Annotated in this window: 19 protein-coding genes; 2 read left to right on the top strand and 17 right to left on the bottom strand. The window is 30.3% G+C overall.

Annotated elements, in window-relative coordinates; translation table 11 throughout:
- The first annotated feature begins 256 nt into the window (after nucleotides 1-256).
- Nucleotides 257-1,531: an MFS transporter gene (locus ACTCDL_RS07045; protein WP_463175427.1), complete on the top strand. Its 1,275-nt coding sequence runs from the start codon at nucleotides 257-259 to the stop codon at nucleotides 1,529-1,531.
- Here the strand turns inward: ACTCDL_RS07045 and ACTCDL_RS07050 are convergent.
- The 9 genes from ACTCDL_RS07050 to ACTCDL_RS07090 form a co-directional block, all read right to left on the bottom strand.
- The gene (locus ACTCDL_RS07050; RefSeq protein WP_463175404.1) at nucleotides 1,528-1,689 is read right to left on the bottom strand and encodes a hypothetical protein; all 162 of its coding nucleotides are present in this window, start codon (nucleotides 1,687-1,689) and stop codon (nucleotides 1,528-1,530) included. The two genes, ACTCDL_RS07045 and ACTCDL_RS07050, sit on opposite strands and share 4 nt — an antisense overlap.
- 18 nt (nucleotides 1,690-1,707) lie before the next feature.
- Entirely contained in the window at nucleotides 1,708-2,166 is a 459-nt protein-coding gene (locus ACTCDL_RS07055) for a DUF441 domain-containing protein (RefSeq protein ID WP_463175406.1), read from the bottom strand.
- Nucleotides 2,167-2,549: 383 nt separating this feature from the next.
- Complete coding sequence (locus ACTCDL_RS07060) at nucleotides 2,550-3,257, bottom strand: 2-phosphosulfolactate phosphatase (protein WP_463175407.1); 708 nt, start codon at nucleotides 3,255-3,257, stop codon at nucleotides 2,550-2,552.
- Nucleotides 3,258-3,478: 221 nt separating this feature from the next.
- Nucleotides 3,479-4,318, bottom strand: coding sequence for a phosphosulfolactate synthase (gene comA / locus ACTCDL_RS07065; RefSeq protein WP_463175408.1), 840 nt, complete (start codon nucleotides 4,316-4,318; stop codon nucleotides 3,479-3,481).
- Nucleotides 4,319-4,380: 62 nt separating this feature from the next.
- On the bottom strand, nucleotides 4,381-4,653 hold the full coding sequence (locus ACTCDL_RS07070) for a YqhV family protein (protein WP_068717132.1): 273 nt from the start codon (nucleotides 4,651-4,653) through the stop codon (nucleotides 4,381-4,383).
- Between the two features lie 209 nt (nucleotides 4,654-4,862).
- Entirely contained in the window at nucleotides 4,863-7,259 is a 2,397-nt protein-coding gene (locus ACTCDL_RS07075; protein WP_463175410.1) for a RecQ family ATP-dependent DNA helicase, read from the bottom strand.
- Between the two features lie 67 nt (nucleotides 7,260-7,326).
- Entirely contained in the window at nucleotides 7,327-8,148 is an 822-nt protein-coding gene (locus tag ACTCDL_RS07080; RefSeq protein WP_463175411.1) for a Wzz/FepE/Etk N-terminal domain-containing protein, read from the bottom strand.
- 442 nt (nucleotides 8,149-8,590) lie between these two features.
- Nucleotides 8,591-8,929: an Hsp20/alpha crystallin family protein gene (locus tag ACTCDL_RS07085; protein ID WP_463175412.1), complete on the bottom strand. Its 339-nt coding sequence runs from the start codon at nucleotides 8,927-8,929 to the stop codon at nucleotides 8,591-8,593.
- A gap of 99 nt (nucleotides 8,930-9,028) precedes the next feature.
- Nucleotides 9,029-9,412, bottom strand: coding sequence for a CoA-binding protein (locus tag ACTCDL_RS07090; RefSeq protein WP_463175414.1), 384 nt, complete (start codon nucleotides 9,410-9,412; stop codon nucleotides 9,029-9,031).
- A gap of 241 nt (nucleotides 9,413-9,653) precedes the next feature.
- On the opposite strand from ACTCDL_RS07090, the gene ACTCDL_RS07095 reads away from it, so the two are divergent.
- Entirely contained in the window at nucleotides 9,654-10,061 is a 408-nt protein-coding gene (locus tag ACTCDL_RS07095) for a cell wall hydrolase (protein WP_463175416.1), read from the top strand.
- A gap of 99 nt (nucleotides 10,062-10,160) precedes the next feature.
- On the opposite strand, the gene pgsA is transcribed toward ACTCDL_RS07095, so the two are convergent.
- The 8 genes from pgsA to ACTCDL_RS07135 all read right to left on the bottom strand — a co-directional run bounded on the left by pgsA (nucleotide 10,161) and on the right by ACTCDL_RS07135 (nucleotide 17,041).
- On the bottom strand, nucleotides 10,161-10,688 hold the full coding sequence (gene pgsA, locus ACTCDL_RS07100; RefSeq protein ID WP_463175418.1) for a CDP-diacylglycerol--glycerol-3-phosphate 3-phosphatidyltransferase: 528 nt from the start codon (nucleotides 10,686-10,688) through the stop codon (nucleotides 10,161-10,163).
- A 508-nt stretch (nucleotides 10,689-11,196) separates the two neighbouring features.
- Nucleotides 11,197-11,517, bottom strand: a complete 321-nt coding sequence (locus tag ACTCDL_RS07105; RefSeq protein ID WP_463175419.1) for a hypothetical protein — start codon at nucleotides 11,515-11,517, stop codon at nucleotides 11,197-11,199.
- A 9-nt stretch (nucleotides 11,518-11,526) separates the two neighbouring features.
- On the bottom strand, nucleotides 11,527-11,814 hold the full coding sequence (locus ACTCDL_RS07110) for an acylphosphatase (RefSeq protein WP_463175420.1): 288 nt from the start codon (nucleotides 11,812-11,814) through the stop codon (nucleotides 11,527-11,529).
- 816 nt (nucleotides 11,815-12,630) lie between these two features.
- On the bottom strand, nucleotides 12,631-12,993 hold the full coding sequence (locus ACTCDL_RS07115) for a response regulator (protein ID WP_068717113.1): 363 nt from the start codon (nucleotides 12,991-12,993) through the stop codon (nucleotides 12,631-12,633).
- A gap of 159 nt (nucleotides 12,994-13,152) precedes the next feature.
- Complete coding sequence (locus tag ACTCDL_RS07120) at nucleotides 13,153-13,683, bottom strand: Holliday junction resolvase RecU (protein WP_463175421.1); 531 nt, start codon at nucleotides 13,681-13,683, stop codon at nucleotides 13,153-13,155.
- The gene (locus ACTCDL_RS07125) at nucleotides 13,684-13,902 is read right to left on the bottom strand and encodes a hypothetical protein (RefSeq protein ID WP_463175423.1); all 219 of its coding nucleotides are present in this window, start codon (nucleotides 13,900-13,902) and stop codon (nucleotides 13,684-13,686) included. It abuts the gene before it with no gap.
- Nucleotides 13,903-14,245: 343 nt separating this feature from the next.
- Nucleotides 14,246-15,817, bottom strand: coding sequence for a YncE family protein (locus ACTCDL_RS07130; RefSeq protein WP_463175424.1), 1,572 nt, complete (start codon nucleotides 15,815-15,817; stop codon nucleotides 14,246-14,248).
- Between the two features lie 255 nt (nucleotides 15,818-16,072).
- Nucleotides 16,073-17,041 (bottom strand): cation diffusion facilitator family transporter, encoded by a 969-nt coding sequence (locus ACTCDL_RS07135; protein ID WP_463175426.1) that lies wholly within the window; start codon nucleotides 17,039-17,041, stop codon nucleotides 16,073-16,075.
- Between the last annotated feature and the right edge of the window lie 548 nt (nucleotides 17,042-17,589).

Here is a 17,589-nt window from a genome sequence, read left to right on the forward strand (position 1 = left end):
TTTAGCTACGGGTTTTAACCCGTAGTGTAACATATCACCATCACCACAGGTTGAAACCTGTGGCTAGTAAATTTATCATTATAAAAAGTGTCGCACTATATCTCTATTATATCACTTCTACTAAAAGAGCAGAATCTACTTTGCCCTAAAGGATACTCTACTGAGATCATCTTAATTGCTCTAAATATATTTCCAATTATTTTATCTACTTTATCTTAACATAAAAATTTGTCTAACTGCTCAAACTAATAAGAGTATCAGTAAATCATCTTCTCATAAAATTCAAAATAATGATTGGGGGGAATTAATTTTAATGAAAAAAAATTCTAAAATAATGATTGCCGTCTTTGCTACAGTACCCTTCTTAATGGTATTAGGAAATTCTATGCTTATCCCAGAATTCCCTAAAATAAAGTCAGCTTTAAATATCAATCAATTTCAAGTTGGACTAATGATTACCCTATTTTCGGCTTCAGCTGGCCTAGCTATCCCCTTATTAGGGTATCTCTCAGATAGATATGGGCGTAAAAAAATTATTATCCCTTCTTTAATTACTTATGGGATTGGAGGTGTTGTTTCAGGAATAGCTGCTATCATGTTAAAAGAGAAGGGGTATCATTTAGTTCTAGCAGGTAGGATTATACAAGGAATAGGAGCAGCTGGAACTTATCCTATCGTCATAGCATTGGTCGGTGATATATTCCAATCAAATGAGCGTAGCTCTGCTCTAGGAACTGTTGAGGCAGCAAATGGCCTAGGCAAGGTTATGAGTCCTTTACTTGGAGCAGCAGTAGCCTTAATCTCTTGGTATGCTATCTTCTTCTCTTATGCTATATTAGCTGTACCTATTACTATCGCCTTCTTTCTTATCATTAAAGAGCCAGAAAATAATACTAAAGAACAGAAATTGAAGGATTATATCAATGACATTAAAAAAATTTTTAGTGAAAAAGGAGCTTCTTTATTTTTTAGCTTATTGGCTGGAGTAACAGTACTCTTTCTACTATTTGGAGTATTATCACATATTTCTGATGTACTTGAAACAAAATATCATATTCGAGGCTTAAAAAAAGGGCTATTAATCTCCCTTCCTATCCTTCTAATGTCTACTAGCTCTTATCTCTCAGGAGCTTATCTTAAAAAAAGAGGCAAAGGATTTAAAAAGGTAATGTCCTTAGGACTTTTAATAGACTGTATCTCATTAGCTATCTTACCTTTTTTAGATGGTTTAACTCTTTATCTAGTATTACTTGCTCTATTAGGAGTAGGAAATGGGATAGTCTTACCTGCTTTAAATACCCTAGTTACCAGTGCCGCTGGTAGTGGACAAAGAGGAGGAATTACCTCTATTTATGGTAGTGTCCGTTTTTTAGGGGTAGCTGCTGGCCCACCAGTATTTAGTCTACTCTATGAAATCAGTAAAACCGTAATGTTTCTAACAGCTTCAGCAATTGCCTTAGCAGTATCAATCTTAACTTATATCTTCCTGAAAGAAGAGATCTTATTAGCAAAAGGCCAAGATAATAATTAATTATCATGGCCTTTATCCTTATCATTCTTCTTATTTACATCTAAATACTTACTTATATAATAACTATAGTTATCAAAAATTTTAAAATTTGATCTAGTAGGATGATTCTTTAATAGCCACAAAAAAATAATCAATAATATAATGAATATCCAACCCATTTAACCTTCCCCCTTCTTCTAATTAATCAGCATAGTATATAACTGATAAAAGATAGCAGTTAAACCTGCTGCTAATAAAGGTCCTGTTGGAACACCATCAAAAAAGATTATCCCAATTATAGACCCTAACAGCATTCCTACTATCAATTCAGGTTGACGCTCTAATAGTACAATACCCATACCAACGACTTTAGTAGCTAATAAACCACTAATTAAAGCAAAGATTGCTACAACAGATTTATAACTCTTGATTATCTCCAATAATGATATACTACCATCAACTAAAGGAACCATTACTGATAATAATAAGAATAATAGACCTATCTTTATCCCCAAATTATCTAAAATCAATAAAAGATTATTCCCTCTAATCAGCTTTAAAATAAATAATATTATACTAGCTAATACCAATAAATCTGATTTTGATAATAGACCTATACTAAAAATTATTAAAAGAAAGATATAACTTATATTCACCTAATCAACTCCCCTAAACCCATACTTAATAAAATTTTATGTAGCTTAAAGAAGAAATAGAATAGCATCAGAGCTTATATAATTTTCAATTAAAAGAAAAAGAGTTTAAATTTAAGTCCAAGTAAAAGTATAATATAGGTTCGTAAATCTAGAATAAAATTTAACCAGGACACTATAGAAGGATAATGCGACACTTTGTGTCGAGTGTGAGCTATGAGTGTGAGTGTGTAAAACTTCTTTTTATTAGGGTTTACTCACACTCACACACCCACTCACGCTAATTTTAAAAGTGTCCCAATATACTCATTAAGTTTTATTTTGAATTCACATACCTATATTATAAATTGTAAAAAGATGGCTTAAGCCATCTTTTTATTAATCTATTAAATTTTTATCTTCCCTTCCCGATAGCTAGGTACCACACCAAACTTTTGACCCGCTACTATATAATCAATATCCTTCTCTTTACCCAAGGAAACTAGATTCTGTCCACTCTTAGATCCTTTAATTATAGCCAAGATATTATCTTTATTCTGTAAATATATCTGGTAAGCTACTAAAGCTCGATCACTTAATTTAACATCTTTACTAGCAATAAGCTTAGCTATGCTAGCACCAGCAGTAACAAAATCATCTAACGCAAACTCTCCATGGGTTCCTGCACAACAGAAGACAACTTTCTCTTTATCCTGAAGATAATTATTAATAGCTTCTAAATTTAGTAAAGAAAGAACTAGTACCTCTTTAGCACTCTTTAACCTAATAAAACATTTAGTCCCATTAGTAGTGGTTAAAATAATAGTCTTAGCATCTACAACATCTTGCCTATAATCCCTTGGAGAGTTACCCAGATCAAACTCTTCAATCTTAACCCCTCCCCGTTCACCAGCAACTAAAGATTCTTCTCCTTGGCTTCTTTTTAAGCTCTTAGCTTCTTCAATACTAACTACTGGGATAACCTCTTTAGCTCCATTGGCTAAAGAACTTACAATAGTACTAGTTGCCCGTAAAGTATCAATAACCACTGCTGTTTTACCCCTTACATTATCTTCTTCAATTCTATCTGCAGAGAATATCACATCTATTTTCATCAACTAACCCTCCAGTTTATTCTATATTAGAACATGTTAGACTAAATTACTCCTTGAATATATTATAGTTTCATGGGTATATTGTGACACTTTCGTGTCGGGAATCAGGAATCTGGAACCAGTGCTTATAACTGATTCCAGATTCCTAAAAGCATCGCTTTTTCTAACTATTATACCAACTTTTATACTATCATAAGAGTTTAATCTAGTAAAGTTATCTCTCAAACATCAATCTCTATAACAGTTTCACTAGAGCTTTCTAAATTTAAAGTCTTCTTAAAGGTATCTCCTCGTAAACCCGTACGCAGAGACTCTAAAGCTAGAATATCACGGACATCAATATTTCCTAAATTAACATTATTCCCTAAGCTATTAATAAAATATACTTGTTGCTTCTTTAAAGGTGCTTCCCAAATAATATCAGTAGGGTGGGGCGCATCTACCAATAACTTCTGTAATTTTAACTCATCAGCCTCTCCATTCTCATTATAGATCGATACTCCCTTACCAGATTCTCTAGCCTCAACAATTACCTTATCAGCACCATCAGCTATATCCCTCTTTAGTTGCTTAATCATCTGAGTGACCCTAAACTCTTCATCCTTATCCTTCTTACCAATCTCAGCAAAGACTTTAAATTCAAGTTCTCTAGCTTTTTTAATAATGGTACTCCTTAAATTAGCAGTCAAATCAATAGTTCCATCAGATACCTCAATAGCATTAAAACCTAATTCTTTAGCCTTATATAAGTACTCTTCCCACTTATTTTGAACAATTGCTACTTCTAAGAAAGTACCCCCAGGATATATCTCAACTCCATAACCTTTAACTAATTCTATCTTTTTCTTTAATAAATCCTTAGGATATAATGCTGAAGTACCGAAACTCAATTTCAAAAAATCTATATACTCTGAAGCAACCTCTAATAAATCCTCGGTCTCATATAGTCCTAATCCCTTATCTAAGACCATGGTCAAGCCATTTCTTCTTGGTTTCCCCTCCCTTCCAACTAAGGGAAACTCTATATCTAGATTCCACCCATTACTAAAAATTCTACCCATAATATCACACCTTTACAGATTATTTTATTAATTAATTCTTTAACTATACTAAGCTATAATATTTATAATTTCATACCTATAAATATTAATGTAACTCCTACAATAATAACTCCCATCTGTAATAAAGAAAATTTACCTGCCAACCCTATTAGCCCTAAACTAGTGACTAAAATCATTACCGTCGGACCTACCAGTGCCAAAAAAGAGTTAATTTGAAAAGCAGTCTCTCGGGAATTGAACTTAAACATCAATAAGGCTGCTGTAAACTCAATCATCCCTGAAATAAATCTAATCATCGACATACTTAGGACAATCCTATCCTTTATAAGAAACATAGCAATCACCCATATTTCATATTTGATTAGTATATATATACTCTATACTAAATAGAAATATGATCCTAAATAATGGTAATTGTTAAAGTGAGCTGACTAAATCAACTGATATTATTAAAGACTTTAAACAGTTAAAATAAAAGATCCAGCTATTTCATTTGAAATAGCTGGATCTTACTTTCTTTAAATTCATATTAGTTTGTCCTTGTTCAATCAATCATTAGCTCCTTTTTATAGCTAGCCACTACTAGTCTTATCTTATTATAATCTATCTCTTTACTAACTAATTCTTTAATTCCCTTTAAAGGTTGATGCCCTACTTTGGCAATAGCCGCCTCTATCTCCTCTAACTCACTAACAGATACAAATCTCTTAATATCCACCTCTACTCCTGACTCTACTAGCTTTGATAAATGATCTATAATTGTACCTACTGCTAAGTCCCGCTCTTTTGCAATCTCTTCTAAAGATAGTCCATCTTTATATAAGTTAAAGGTCTCTTCATAGGTTCCCTCTAAATAAATAGGATTTTCTATTCTTTCCAACTCTGGTTTAGCTTGTATAAATTCTCTAATGACTTCTAAGAATGACTCTCCATACCTTTTATAAGTAACTTCTCCAAAACCTTTAACCTTTAGCATTTCTGCACGATTTGTTGGTAATCTGTTTACTAACTCTTCTAGGGTCTTATCATGAGCTATAATAAAAGGAGCTTGATTAAATTCTTTAGATAGCCTAACTCTTAAATCCTTCAACCTATTTAATAGCTCTATTCTAGCCTGATTAGTTAAATTATTTATCTGGTTACCTTCCCTAACTAAATCCCAATCTAAGTTATAGGGTTGATGTAAAATTTTATAACCTGATTTAGTAATTTGAACTGTAGGGTATCTTCCTTTCTTCCTCTTAAGATATCGAGCTTCAATTAGCTCTTCTATTATGCTAATAATATCTTCATAGCTAAAATCATTGACAATTCCATAGGTAGATACCTTATCCAACCCTCTTGCTAATAATTTATTTGATTTAGAACCTATCAATACCTTAGCTATAGTAGTAACCCCAAATCTCCCTCCTAACTTAATCACACAACTTAAGATTTTCTGTACTAGAATACCTAATTCTTTAGTTATAACCCTATTTTGATTAACTTTATCACAATTATCACAACCAGGACAATAATTTAAAACCTCTTCATCATCAAAATAATTAAGTATATATTGATGGCGACACTCTTTAGTACCTATATATCCTTTTAACTCAGATAACTTCTGATACTTATTCTCTTTAAGAGCTTGTAAGTGCAAATAATCTATCCCTAATTTTTTAGGATCTGCCCTTGTTAAAATCTGATAAACTACCTCTTGCTCCCTACTAGTTATACACTTTAGATAACCTTCCTTTATTAATAGCCTTAATGTAGCATCAAGGGCTAATCTGCTAGGAAGAGTTCTTAACTGAAAATAGAGTTGATTTAAATCAACCTCCACCTCTTCTTGATCTTTAGATAAGAAAAAAGCATAGACCTCTTCTACTATCTCTCTGTGTGGATAGTCACTATCAATAAAGAACTCCCTTAAGTCACTATCATCTTCTTGATAAAGAAGTATACATTTACTAAAAAAACCATCTCTGCCTGCTCTACCAATCTCTTGATAATAAGCCTCTAAAGTACCAGGAAGCTCATAATGGACTACTAACCTAATATCAGCTTTGTCAACTCCCATCCCAAAAGCATTTGTAGCTACAACAATATCATACTTTCCCTCCATAAAGAGCTCTTGAGCCTCTCTTCTTTGATGAGGTTTCATCCCTCCATGATAGCCTATTACTGAAAATTTATCTTCTAAAAAAGCCATTATCTCTTCAACTCTACTTCTAGTCCCTACATAGACAATTGCAGGTAATGAATTATAGGTCAATATCTGTAATAACTCTTCTTTTTTGCTAAACTCATTCTCTACCTTCTTCACTTCTAAATATAGATTTCTCCGTTCAAAACCTTTTATCAATACTTTAAAATCTTCTAAAGCCAATCCCTTAATAATATCTTTTCTAACTTCAAAGGTAGCAGTAGCTGTTAAAGCAATCAATCTAGGATTACCTAACCTCTTTCTTACTTCTGCTAATTTTAGATAGCTTGGTCTAAAGTCATGACCCCACTCTGAGATACAGTGGGCTTCATCAACAGCAAATAAAGACACCCCTACCTTAGCTAATCTATCTAAAAAAATAGTAGATTCAAAGCGTTCTGGAGCAACATAGATAATATCATAATCCCCTTGTACAACTCCTTTTAACCTTCTTTGTTGCTCATACCAATTTAGCGAACTATTGATATAAGTTGCTTTAATACCTTTAGAGCTCAAACTATCTACCTGATCCTTCATCAAAGAGATTAGAGGAGATACTACTATCACTAAACCTGATAAACAAGTAGCAGGTAACTGATAACAAAGAGATTTACCACTTCCTGTTGGTAAGATAGCTAATAAATCATTACCAGCAAATAAATATCTCAATACCTCCTTCTGCCTAGGTCTAAAATCATTATATCCAAAATATCTCTTTAAATTCTGATAAAGAATATTAGGTAATGCAACCATAATTACTCTCCTTCTACTAAAGATTATAATCAAATCTACCTCTATCTCTAAACCTAATCAATATTAATCATTGCTCCAAAAATTCTAAAAATAATGACATAAATATCCCTATAAATAATCCAAGCAGGGCACTAATAACTATATTTAACAACCTCTTTGGTTTAATTGGATCTTGAGAGGCCATAGGAGGATTGATAATCTCTAATTCTTCCATATTATTGATTTGGGCAATAATATCTTGTTTGTTGTTAATTAAAGATACCTTTATCTCCTGCATATTACTCCACCTATCATTTAGATTATTACTGATAATAGCCTTATCTCCTGCAGACATCTCTAAATTTTTAAGTTCTGCCACCACTTTATTACTCGTTTTTAAATCTTCTGCTAATTTAGAAATTTCTTCATTAATAACTTCTAAATAGTCTAGTTTTTCTTCTTTTAATCTTTCAAAATTACTAAGGCTCTCTTGCTTAAAAAAATCTATTATACCACTAAGTATCTGCTTTGCTTTTTGAGGGTCATTACTCTTAAAGGATATAGCCAATACATCATCTTCCAACTTATCAACTTTCAAATTATTCTCTCTAAACTTATTGAGCTTGTCTAAGGTATATGATAAATTAAGCTCCTTAGTTATCTCTTCTATGTAATTTAAACTCTTAATCTTCTGCTTAGCATAATTCATATTAGAATATTTACCACTGGAATTACTTAATTTAATAATAGTATCAGATTGATAGACAGGCTCTGCTAAAAAATTGACCAAAGTACCTGCTAATATGCCTAAGATAAATATCCCTATAATTAACCTTCTTCTCTCTACTAATAACCCAAGATACTCCTTTAAATCAATCTCCTCAAAATCTCCTTGGTTGTTATCTTCCATTGAATGAATTGCCTCCTAATATTATTAAAATCAGGTGCTGGAACAATCTTTAAATTATTAATTATTCTATATCTTCTGCTTATTTATATACCTGAAAAATAAAAAATAATTCTCTAACAAACTACTTATATCAATTTTAATAAAAAGAGTCAAGTATATAAATATACTTGACTATATAAAACATGAAAAAGAATTTGAATTAATCCAGCAACGCCCTGAGGTAATTTATCCAAAGAAGTACTCTTGGGGTGCGAATTAACACGAATTATACGAATTAGATATTAACAGACTAAGTCAAAAATTTAAAATCTTTTGATTTTAATTGGCGTTAATTCGTGAGATTCGTTGCAAAAAATATTTTAACTTTTTAGTATTACTCGTAACTGTTAATGTGAAATCTTTATCGGTTTCTATATATATGAAATTTTTTATTTTGAACTCATCATTCGACTATAGGCATGGTTACCTTAGCTACTCCATCTTCTAATTCAATATCTGAATTATTATCATCAACTTTAACTGGTAAAGATATACTCTTAATTATATTACTCTTATCCCCAGAATTAACAATTATACTCTCTGTACTTATTGATATTTGAATAGTTTCTACATCAATATTTCCCAGACTAATTCTAGCTGTCAGCTTATCCCCTTCTTCATAGATATCAACTGTAGGGTCTGCCATTTTACTATACTCGATTATACTTTCATCAGCAAATAGATTAATCTTATTACGTAAAGTATTAATCTCACTAAATGGGTGCCAAGTCTCTGTCTTCATTTAAAATTCCTCCCTTTAATCATTAATTGAAATCGAATATAAATATTAGCCTTTAATAATCTATTAAGACAGCTGAGTAATGAGTAAATAATTTAATTTCTAATCCTTCATCTCTATCATGATACATTTATTAACAATACATTTCACTCCCAATTCTTCACAATAAATTTCTACATCTTCAAACTCTGAGCCTGGTTGCATCCAAATATATTCTATCTCTAAAACACTGCACTCTTTGACTATCTGCTTGCTAACTTGAGGTGGCACAACTGTAACCGCTACATTAACCTGCTCTGGTACCTTTGATAAACTATCATAACATCTTGTCCCTTCTATTTTGCTAGCATTAGGATTAATAGGGTAAACTTCAACATTATGATTCTTTAAAAATTTAAATACCTTATAACCATACTTATCTTTGTTGTTTGATGCACCTACTACTGCATAAACTTTCTGTTCTAAAGCAGATTGAAAGCAATCCATATCAAACTCCCTCCTTCCAACAAGTTATTAGCTAGATTTCAAAAAGACTCAAGCTCAAAAATATAACTCCAATAGTAGCTGAAATTTGTAATAATAAAAAATTCTAATTATTACTTTAATTTATTCTTAGTATACTTTATCAATATAAATATTATAATAATTAATAATAAAATATAGTCAAAGATTTTAGCAGAGGTGATAAACAATGAAGTGAAGCTCATTATCTATTATCCCCATAATTTTGGCCCTATTTATCAATCCAGTTTTAGCTGAAAGTTCTCCAAAAAATTCTATAAGCCCAGATGAATTTTATCTATTAGCCAAGATAATTCATGCTGAAGCTAGAGGAGAACCTTTTATTGGGAAAATCGCTGTAGGAGCTGTAGTTATTAATAGAGTTAAAAGCAAAGATTTTCCTAATACTATCTCAGAAGTTATCTATCAACCTTTGGCTTTTACTGCTATTAGTGATGGTCAATTTAAATTAGAACCTGACTTAGAGGCCACTAAGGCTGCTCTTTCAGCTATAAAGGGACTTGACCCTAGCAATGGAGCCCTATTCTATTATAATCCCCTTAAGACTACTTCTCCGTGGATTTATAATAGACCAGTGGTAAATCAAATAGGTAATCACATCTTTGCACAATAAAATATAAAAATTTAAAGAAATTGAATCAAAGGAGAAGTTTAAATAAAATCTATATTTCCTTTGATTCAAAAATAAAATTTTAATATACTAATTCAATCACTAGATTTCCTTGGCTTTAAATAAAAATTTATAGGCCTCCAGACAGTAACTAATTCCAGATATAATCGTCAACGGAAGTGCTATAAATAAAGCAATCTTAAAGATAGAAAAGTCTAAGATATAAGCAGCTGCCGTTACATACAATAAAAAAGTAGCTGATTTTCCAAATTTACTTGGACTAATAATATCATCACTATTAAAATAGACAATAAAAGAGCCAATTAATATAATAATTTCTCTAATTAAAATAACCAATATAACCCATATATGAATAGAATTATTAATTGCTAACACAATAAATACTGAAATCATAGTTAATTTATCTGCTAAAGGATCTAGTAACCTTCCTAAATGAGAGACCTGATTATATTTTCTAGCCACATATCCATCTAATAAATCTGTTAAGCCAGAGATAGTAAATATTATTCCAGCAATCATAAAGTTATTTTCATAATTGCTAAAGAAAAAGATGATGAAAAAAGGCAATAATATAATTCGACTTAAGGTTAAAAGATTAGCCACATTCATATTGTATCCTCCCAAAATCATTTTCCAACAAGATTAAAATTTATTTCGATAACCTTATAATCTTTTAAAATATATTACATTATTATGATAGTCTTATTAAACTAAATATAAATTCTTGATAGTTAATGCTGTTATTTGATTAATAACATTTATCCTAAATTATATTAATAATTTTTACTCTTTAAAAACTCCTATAACTGTTTAGTCCTAAATTGAAGCTTATAATATTTTAATCTTTTGACCTTAACTTATTACTTATCACTCGTTACTTGTCACTGTTATTAAAATTAAAATAACTTAATAGATATTATTCATTTAGTAAGTCCCATATACTAGTTTTTAAAGCAAAAGCAACTATGAATAAAATATTTTTAAGTAAATTATGTACAAAAAATTCATTATATCAGAGAGCTTAATCAACTACTACCTATCAGCAATAGCCAATCACTAACTCCCTGATATAAGGGTCTGTTCTACGATATAATTAAAAATTTAAAGCTTAGTAATATTAATTTTGAGAACTATCCTCATCAATAATAAATTCCCCACCAGTTAATTCACTATTAATACTATTAAGCCTTTTATCAAACTCTATTCTCATAATAATACTCTGATAGCACCCTGGGCATACCAAATTCTTATCAATCAAGTAGGCCCACTCTTCTCCTCCATAATCGCTCTGTAGGTCATAATTTTTTCTAAAAAAAGAGTTAATTTGCTCTCCACACTTATTACATCTTACATGTATTTCAATTAAATTTTGGTTTGTTCCCTTATCACCAGCTAAAAATACCTTCTTTAATTTTGAAAAGAATCCCACTATTATCACCTCTACCTCTTAATACTTAATAGAGAATCGAATAAACTCATCAGTTACTTCTATCCATTCAACCTGACATTCTTCAATTTCAGCACCAGAAGGTCCTTCTTCTAAAAATTCTATCAATTCCTCCAAAGCCTCTTCTTTTCCTTCTGCTACAAGTTCTATCTCTCTACCTTGCACACTACGTATATACCCAGTAATACCTAGCTGAGTAGCCTTCTTATGAGTATTAGCTCTATAACCTACCCCTTGAATCCTTCCCTTAACAACCACTTTTATTGCTTTCAAATCATTATTAGGCATAAATTAAAATTCCCCCTACTATTTAAAAATTAATTATTTTGACAAAGCGATAACTAATATTATATGAAACTATAAAATTATCCTCCTTAATTATCACTTTCGATAAATAACTATATATCCCTTTTTATCGGCAAAAAAATTTATATAATATTATGATTAAAGGATTTTGACCAATGATTTTAGTGAAAAAACAATCTAGACAAACATATTATTAATTCTAAAATTAATTAATCTAACTATACATTATCCACTTATTTTAATATTTATACTCGTTATATTAAAAGAACATAACCTCTAATGATTAAACTCATAATTATAACTGTTTACTCGTTAGTATCTGAATCTCCCTATTGACTTCTATCTTAAAGTTGACTATCAAATAATCTCTATTACTATGATTAAGTTAAGTAGATTAATTTATACATTTAAATTAAATTTTTACAGATAAATATAAGTTATTTTAATTATATAGGTATGTGAACTGAAAATGAAACTTAATGGTGATATTGCGACACTTTTTTGAGTTGATAGTTGATAGTGTATAGTTGAGAGTTGAAAAACTAAGGTCTTATGTCTTAAAGGATTTAATGGTTTTGAACTTAACTATCCACTATCAACTACACACTATACACTAACACGAAAGTGTCTCATTATCTCTATATAGCTAAATAAAAACCAGTTAATCTTTAAAGATTAACTGGTTTTTATTTAATAAGATGATAGCTAAAGATATTTTATAAAAATAGCTTTTACTTTGCTTATTAAATCAATCATTTTTATGATAAATATTTACTCTTTATTATCTAAATAATTTAATTATCCTATCAATTTAGCCAAAGTCTCTTTAACCTTCTCTGGCTTAATAGGCTTTACTATAAAGTCCTTTGCTCCAGCTTCAATAGCTTCTAATACCATAGGCTTTTGACCCATAGCACTACATACTACAATCTTAGCATTTGGATCTACTGCCATAATACCTTTAGTAGCCTCAATACCATCCATACCAGGCATAGTGATATCCATAGTTACTAAATCAGGCTTTAATTCTTTATATTTTTGAATTGCCACCTCACCATTTTCTGCAGTTCCTACTACTTCATAACCATTCTCCTCAACTATCTTAGCAAGCATCGTTCTCATAAAGTTCGCATCATCAGTAATTAATATTTTCTTTCCCATATTTATCCCTCCTAAAATCCTCTACACATAATATAGTTATTATATTCTAAATTGTACAAGTTAGTTTACTTAATTATTTTTGGATAGCCATATATATTTTATTACACCTAATTGAAAAAATCAAGATTATAAATAGATTTAATCAATAATCATCCTTTTTTAGCCCTCTTTAGCAGTTAGATACTCTTCTACAATCCTTAAATAATCTAAAAAAATTAAGCCTCTACTCCCTATCTGATAACCATCTTGTACAATCCTCTTATAAGGAATACTCTTACGTCCTCCAGCTAACATCTTAGTCCAATATTCGTCTAATAACTCAAAAGGAAGATAATAACTCTCATTTAAATTTGTAAAATAAATAATTAAAAAACCTACACCACCGTTTTCAACCCAATTCTTTAGAAAATAATATTGATGTTCTTTAACATTACTTAAATCTAACCTAGTATCAATATTTGTCTCTTTAGCATCGAAAGCAATTGGTACTCCTTTAAATACACCAATATAATCAACTGTAGACTTCTTCTCGTAAAAACCATTCTTAATCTTACCTGTCCTTGAATCAATATTTAAGACTTTAACCGGAGTAGGTATCTTCTGAATAACTCCCATCTGCTGTAGTGAATATTGTTGGTTAGATTCTTCAATCATATCCTCCAATAACTGCCCACGACCACCATAATACACCTATAATATCCTCCTTAATAAATGAGCTACTACTCTAACACTAAACCAGATAACTGCTACTACCACTAATAATTTAACTACTCTATCCCAAAACTTCATCAAACCTGAAATTATAAAACCATATAAAGACTGTCTCCTACCACTACGAATATACAAAAATATCACACCAATAGCTATAACAGTTGCTCCAATCAATAGTTTAATCAGTTCTTCATTCATTATCTCACCTCTTAATCTTACTTCTATAAATGATAGCTATCTCCTTGCTACAATGAAGATATCCATTTAATAAATTATAACTAATTAATAAATTATAACTAACAAATAATAAACTCAACAACTTTAGAGTAAAACCTAATGGAGATATTGCGACACTTTTAAAATTAGCGTGAGTGGGTGTGTGAGTGTGAGTAAATCCCAATAAAAAGAGACTTTACACACACTCACACTCGACACGACGTGTCGCAATCTGTCTCTATAACGACAGATTTAAATTTCACCCCAAAGTTGAACACTGGTAACAAACAAGGGGCAAGTAGTAATTAATTATCCTAATCTTATATTATTCGTAATTAATGATAACTATGTTATTTTTTGTCAATTCACTTGATGACGTAAGTAAGTAAATCTTCTTATTATTAACATCTAAATCTAGATGATGTATATAATTCTTTAAAGATATTTTATCTATAAGGCTATTATCTTTAGTAGAGAAAATATAAATACTCTTATCATCACAAACTACAAATAATAAACTATTCTTATTATCTAGTACAAAATCTCTGGGATACGCCCCCGTACTAAAAGTCTTTTCAAAATTTGAATTAAAATCTCTATCTATGCTAATAGCCTTAACATAATCAGGATATTCACTAATTGTATAAAGCAAATCCTCTTTTCCAAATTTAGATAGAATTAATTTGTCAATAGATAAGATACCTAAATCACTAATAGGATGAGATAGATCATCTAAAGAATAAATTAGAACATCACCGAGACTATCATCTATTAGTAAATAGTCTTCTCTTATGAAACTAATTCGGTCTCCAGAAAGCAGCCTACCTTGTCTACTTAGCTTAAACCTATCTTCTATCTTCTTCTGCTTAATATCTAATTTTAAAAGATTGTATTCTCCTTTAATACTCAAATAAGCATAGTTTTCATTGATAGCTATATCTAGTATCTTCTCGTCAATATTATATTTATATATTTGCCAAGTTAATAAATCAATCTGTAGTAATTCTTTAGTACCTGGAGAAAAAGAGAGAATGAATCTATTATCTTCACTTAACATTAGCTTATGGGGCATAATATCCAATTGAACCCTCTTGATTATCTCTTCTCTTTCACTATCTAAGACTAATAATTGCTTTTTACTCTTGTCACTGATATAAATCCTAGACCTGACAGGATCCTTTACAATATCCACCAAATTATCTTCGATTGGAATCTCTTTAGTACCTTTTGACCAAGTTTCAATTATTCTATCATTACTTAAAGAGAAATAACCTAATCGATTAATCACCATGATTTGATAAGTATAATGCTGATTAGCTTCTACTTCATGATCAATATAAGAAGTCGAGTAGGAATCATCTATTTCAGCTATAACCTTTAAGTTATTGTCTATATAGAGATTATTACTTCTTAAGATTTTATAAGCATAGAAATCATTTTTGGTATAACTTGACCAACTAATTTTAACACCTGATTCTATAGACTTATTCTCTGCTTCTTTTAGAAAAACCTTCTGGGGATAATTCCCTCTAACTGCAAAAGGAAATTTATAGCTAAGCTCTTGATCCTTATTATCGGTTATGATTACATTAATGTAGTAATCACCTGGTATCTGTGGTGTTAAATAAGTAATCTTATTTTCATCTTGAGATATTATCTCTCCTCCATTACTAGACCATTTATAGAGTAAATTCTGATCAAAACCTTCAACTAACAGATCTTCAGCCAACTTAACAGTAAATTCTACTTTGGTATTTCCTATAAAATAGCCCGCCTTATTATAAAATTGAGATCCAATTAAAAAATCATCTATTACTAATTCATCTTTACATCCTGTTAAGATTAACATAATTATAATTAATAAAAATATAAGCTTATCTCTACTTAGCAATTCCATTAACTCTACCTACTCCTATCAGTAATTTTGGTTATTTTAATATCTTAACTTTGCTTAATGTAGATGTATTTGGTTAATAGTTATATTGTGACACTTTCGTGTCGGAAACCAGGAATCTGGAATCAGTATAGTTTACAGTTTCCTGATAACTGATTCCAGATTCCTAAAAGTGTCGCTTTATGTCTATATTATATCAGTTTTATTGCTAATATAATAGATTATTTTAAATTCTATATTAATTTTTATCCAAAGTTATTACCTACCTTCATAAACACTTTCAGGATCAATATGTACAAGTACCTCTTCAACATTTGGATGTAGCTCTTTAATCTTATCTCTAACTTTAACAGCCACCTTATGACCTTCTACAACAGTTAAATTATCATCTACTACTACCTCTAAATCTACAAAAAATCGTGGACCATAAGACCTTAATTTAATATCACCAACATCAATAATATTTGCTAGTTCCTTAACTTGGGATTTGATCTCTTCCATCTTTTCTCTGTTAGGAACGGCATCCATCAATTCATCGATAGCATCCATCAATACTTCAAAACCCAACTTGATAATAAATACAGCCACTACTACTCCAGCTAAAGGGTCTAAGATTGGATAACCGATAATAGCTCCACCTGCCCCAATTAAAGCTGCTATCGAAGAGAAGGCATCTGATCTATGGTGATGAGCATCAGCCATAATAGCCTTACTATTAATCTCTTTACCTATTGTTATAGTATATCTATACAGCAACTCTTTAGCTATTATAGAAAGTACAGCCACCCACAAGACCATCTTACCTGGAATAGCGATCTCTCCTGAGAAGATATTCTCTAATGTCCCTTTAGCTAACCCAAAACCTGTCAAAATTAAAATAATACCCAATATCTTTGTTCCAATGGATTCAGCTTTCCCATGGCCATAAGGATGCTCTTTATCTGGCGGAAGCTCAGAAATCTTCATACTAAACATTACTACCAGTGTAGAAGCAATATCAGATACTGAATGAAAGCCATCAGCTACTAAAGCTTTACTTTTAAATATAAAACCTACTATAATTTTAACAATTGATAGAATTATATTTACTACCAGACCAACAATGCTTACTTTCTTACTTAAATAATACCTATTATCATATTCCATCACTTCACCCCATTGAATGGAATTAAAATTAGCCAAATCTGAAGAAGATATATTTATCAAAATCAAATATATCTTGTTCATTAACCCCAAATCTTATACTAAAAGAATACTTGATAGTAGTCTATAACAATAAAATTAAAGACTATATATAAACTTCCTATTTAATCTTTAAGATATCATACTTTAATTTTTTTATCAATAACTTAATCTCTTTTCTCTATTATTAAGGATCTTCCACGACTTTTGTGAAAAATTCGATTGATAACTAATAATGAAATATAAGAAATCGGTTATCAGGAATCTGGAATCAGCATAATTCACAGCTTTCTGACTCCTGATTCCAGATTCTTAAAATTATATCTGTAACTATAATTAGTGTTAATCACAAAGTTGGTTGTTGAACCATTATTAAAATTAAATTTATATCAGTTAATTTTATAGATATATTTATAATTTTAGAACTATTAATAATTATATTTTTTATAATTATTAATAGTTCTTTTGTATATTAAAATCCAACTGATACAATATATATAGATATCCAAGTCTAAAATGAAATAAATCAAAACCTTTCATACCTCACTCTAACTCTCTCCTACCTTAGGAGAGAGGACTAAAGCATCTTTTAT

The organism is Orenia sp. (assembly GCF_055140805.1).

What these genes read in the sequence shown, in the direction of transcription:
- ACTCDL_RS07050 (WP_463175404.1), bottom strand. Translation starts at nt 1,689, where the DNA reads ATGGGTTGGATATTCATTATATTATTGATTATTTTTTTGTGGCTATTA.
- ACTCDL_RS07060 (WP_463175407.1), bottom strand. Translation starts at nt 3,257, where the DNA reads ATGAAAATAGATGTGATATTCTCTGCAGATAGAATTGAAGAAGATAAT.
- comA (WP_463175408.1), bottom strand. Translation starts at nt 4,318, where the DNA reads ATGGGTAGAATTTTTAGTAATGGGTGGAATCTAGATATAGAGTTTCCC.
- ACTCDL_RS07070 (WP_068717132.1), bottom strand. Translation starts at nt 4,653, where the DNA reads ATGTTTCTTATAAAGGATAGGATTGTCCTAAGTATGTCGATGATTAGA.
- ACTCDL_RS07075 (WP_463175410.1), bottom strand. Translation starts at nt 7,259, where the DNA reads ATGGTTGCATTACCTAATATTCTTTATCAGAATTTAAAGAGATATTTT.
- ACTCDL_RS07080 (WP_463175411.1), bottom strand. Translation starts at nt 8,148, where the DNA reads ATGGAAGATAACAACCAAGGAGATTTTGAGGAGATTGATTTAAAGGAG.
- ACTCDL_RS07085 (WP_463175412.1), bottom strand. Translation starts at nt 8,929, where the DNA reads ATGAAGACAGAGACTTGGCACCCATTTAGTGAGATTAATACTTTACGT.
- ACTCDL_RS07090 (WP_463175414.1), bottom strand. Translation starts at nt 9,412, where the DNA reads ATGGATTGCTTTCAATCTGCTTTAGAACAGAAAGTTTATGCAGTAGTA.
- pgsA (WP_463175418.1), bottom strand. Translation starts at nt 10,688, where the DNA reads ATGAATGTGGCTAATCTTTTAACCTTAAGTCGAATTATATTATTGCCT.
- ACTCDL_RS07110 (WP_463175420.1), bottom strand. Translation starts at nt 11,814, where the DNA reads ATGCCTAATAATGATTTGAAAGCAATAAAAGTGGTTGTTAAGGGAAGG.
- ACTCDL_RS07115 (WP_068717113.1), bottom strand. Translation starts at nt 12,993, where the DNA reads ATGGGAAAGAAAATATTAATTACTGATGATGCGAACTTTATGAGAACG.
- ACTCDL_RS07125 (WP_463175423.1), bottom strand. Translation starts at nt 13,902, where the DNA reads ATGAATGAAGAACTGATTAAACTATTGATTGGAGCAACTGTTATAGCT.
- ACTCDL_RS07130 (WP_463175424.1), bottom strand. Translation starts at nt 15,817, where the DNA reads ATGGAATTGCTAAGTAGAGATAAGCTTATATTTTTATTAATTATAATT.
- ACTCDL_RS07135 (WP_463175426.1), bottom strand. Translation starts at nt 17,041, where the DNA reads ATGAACAAGATATATTTGATTTTGATAAATATATCTTCTTCAGATTTG.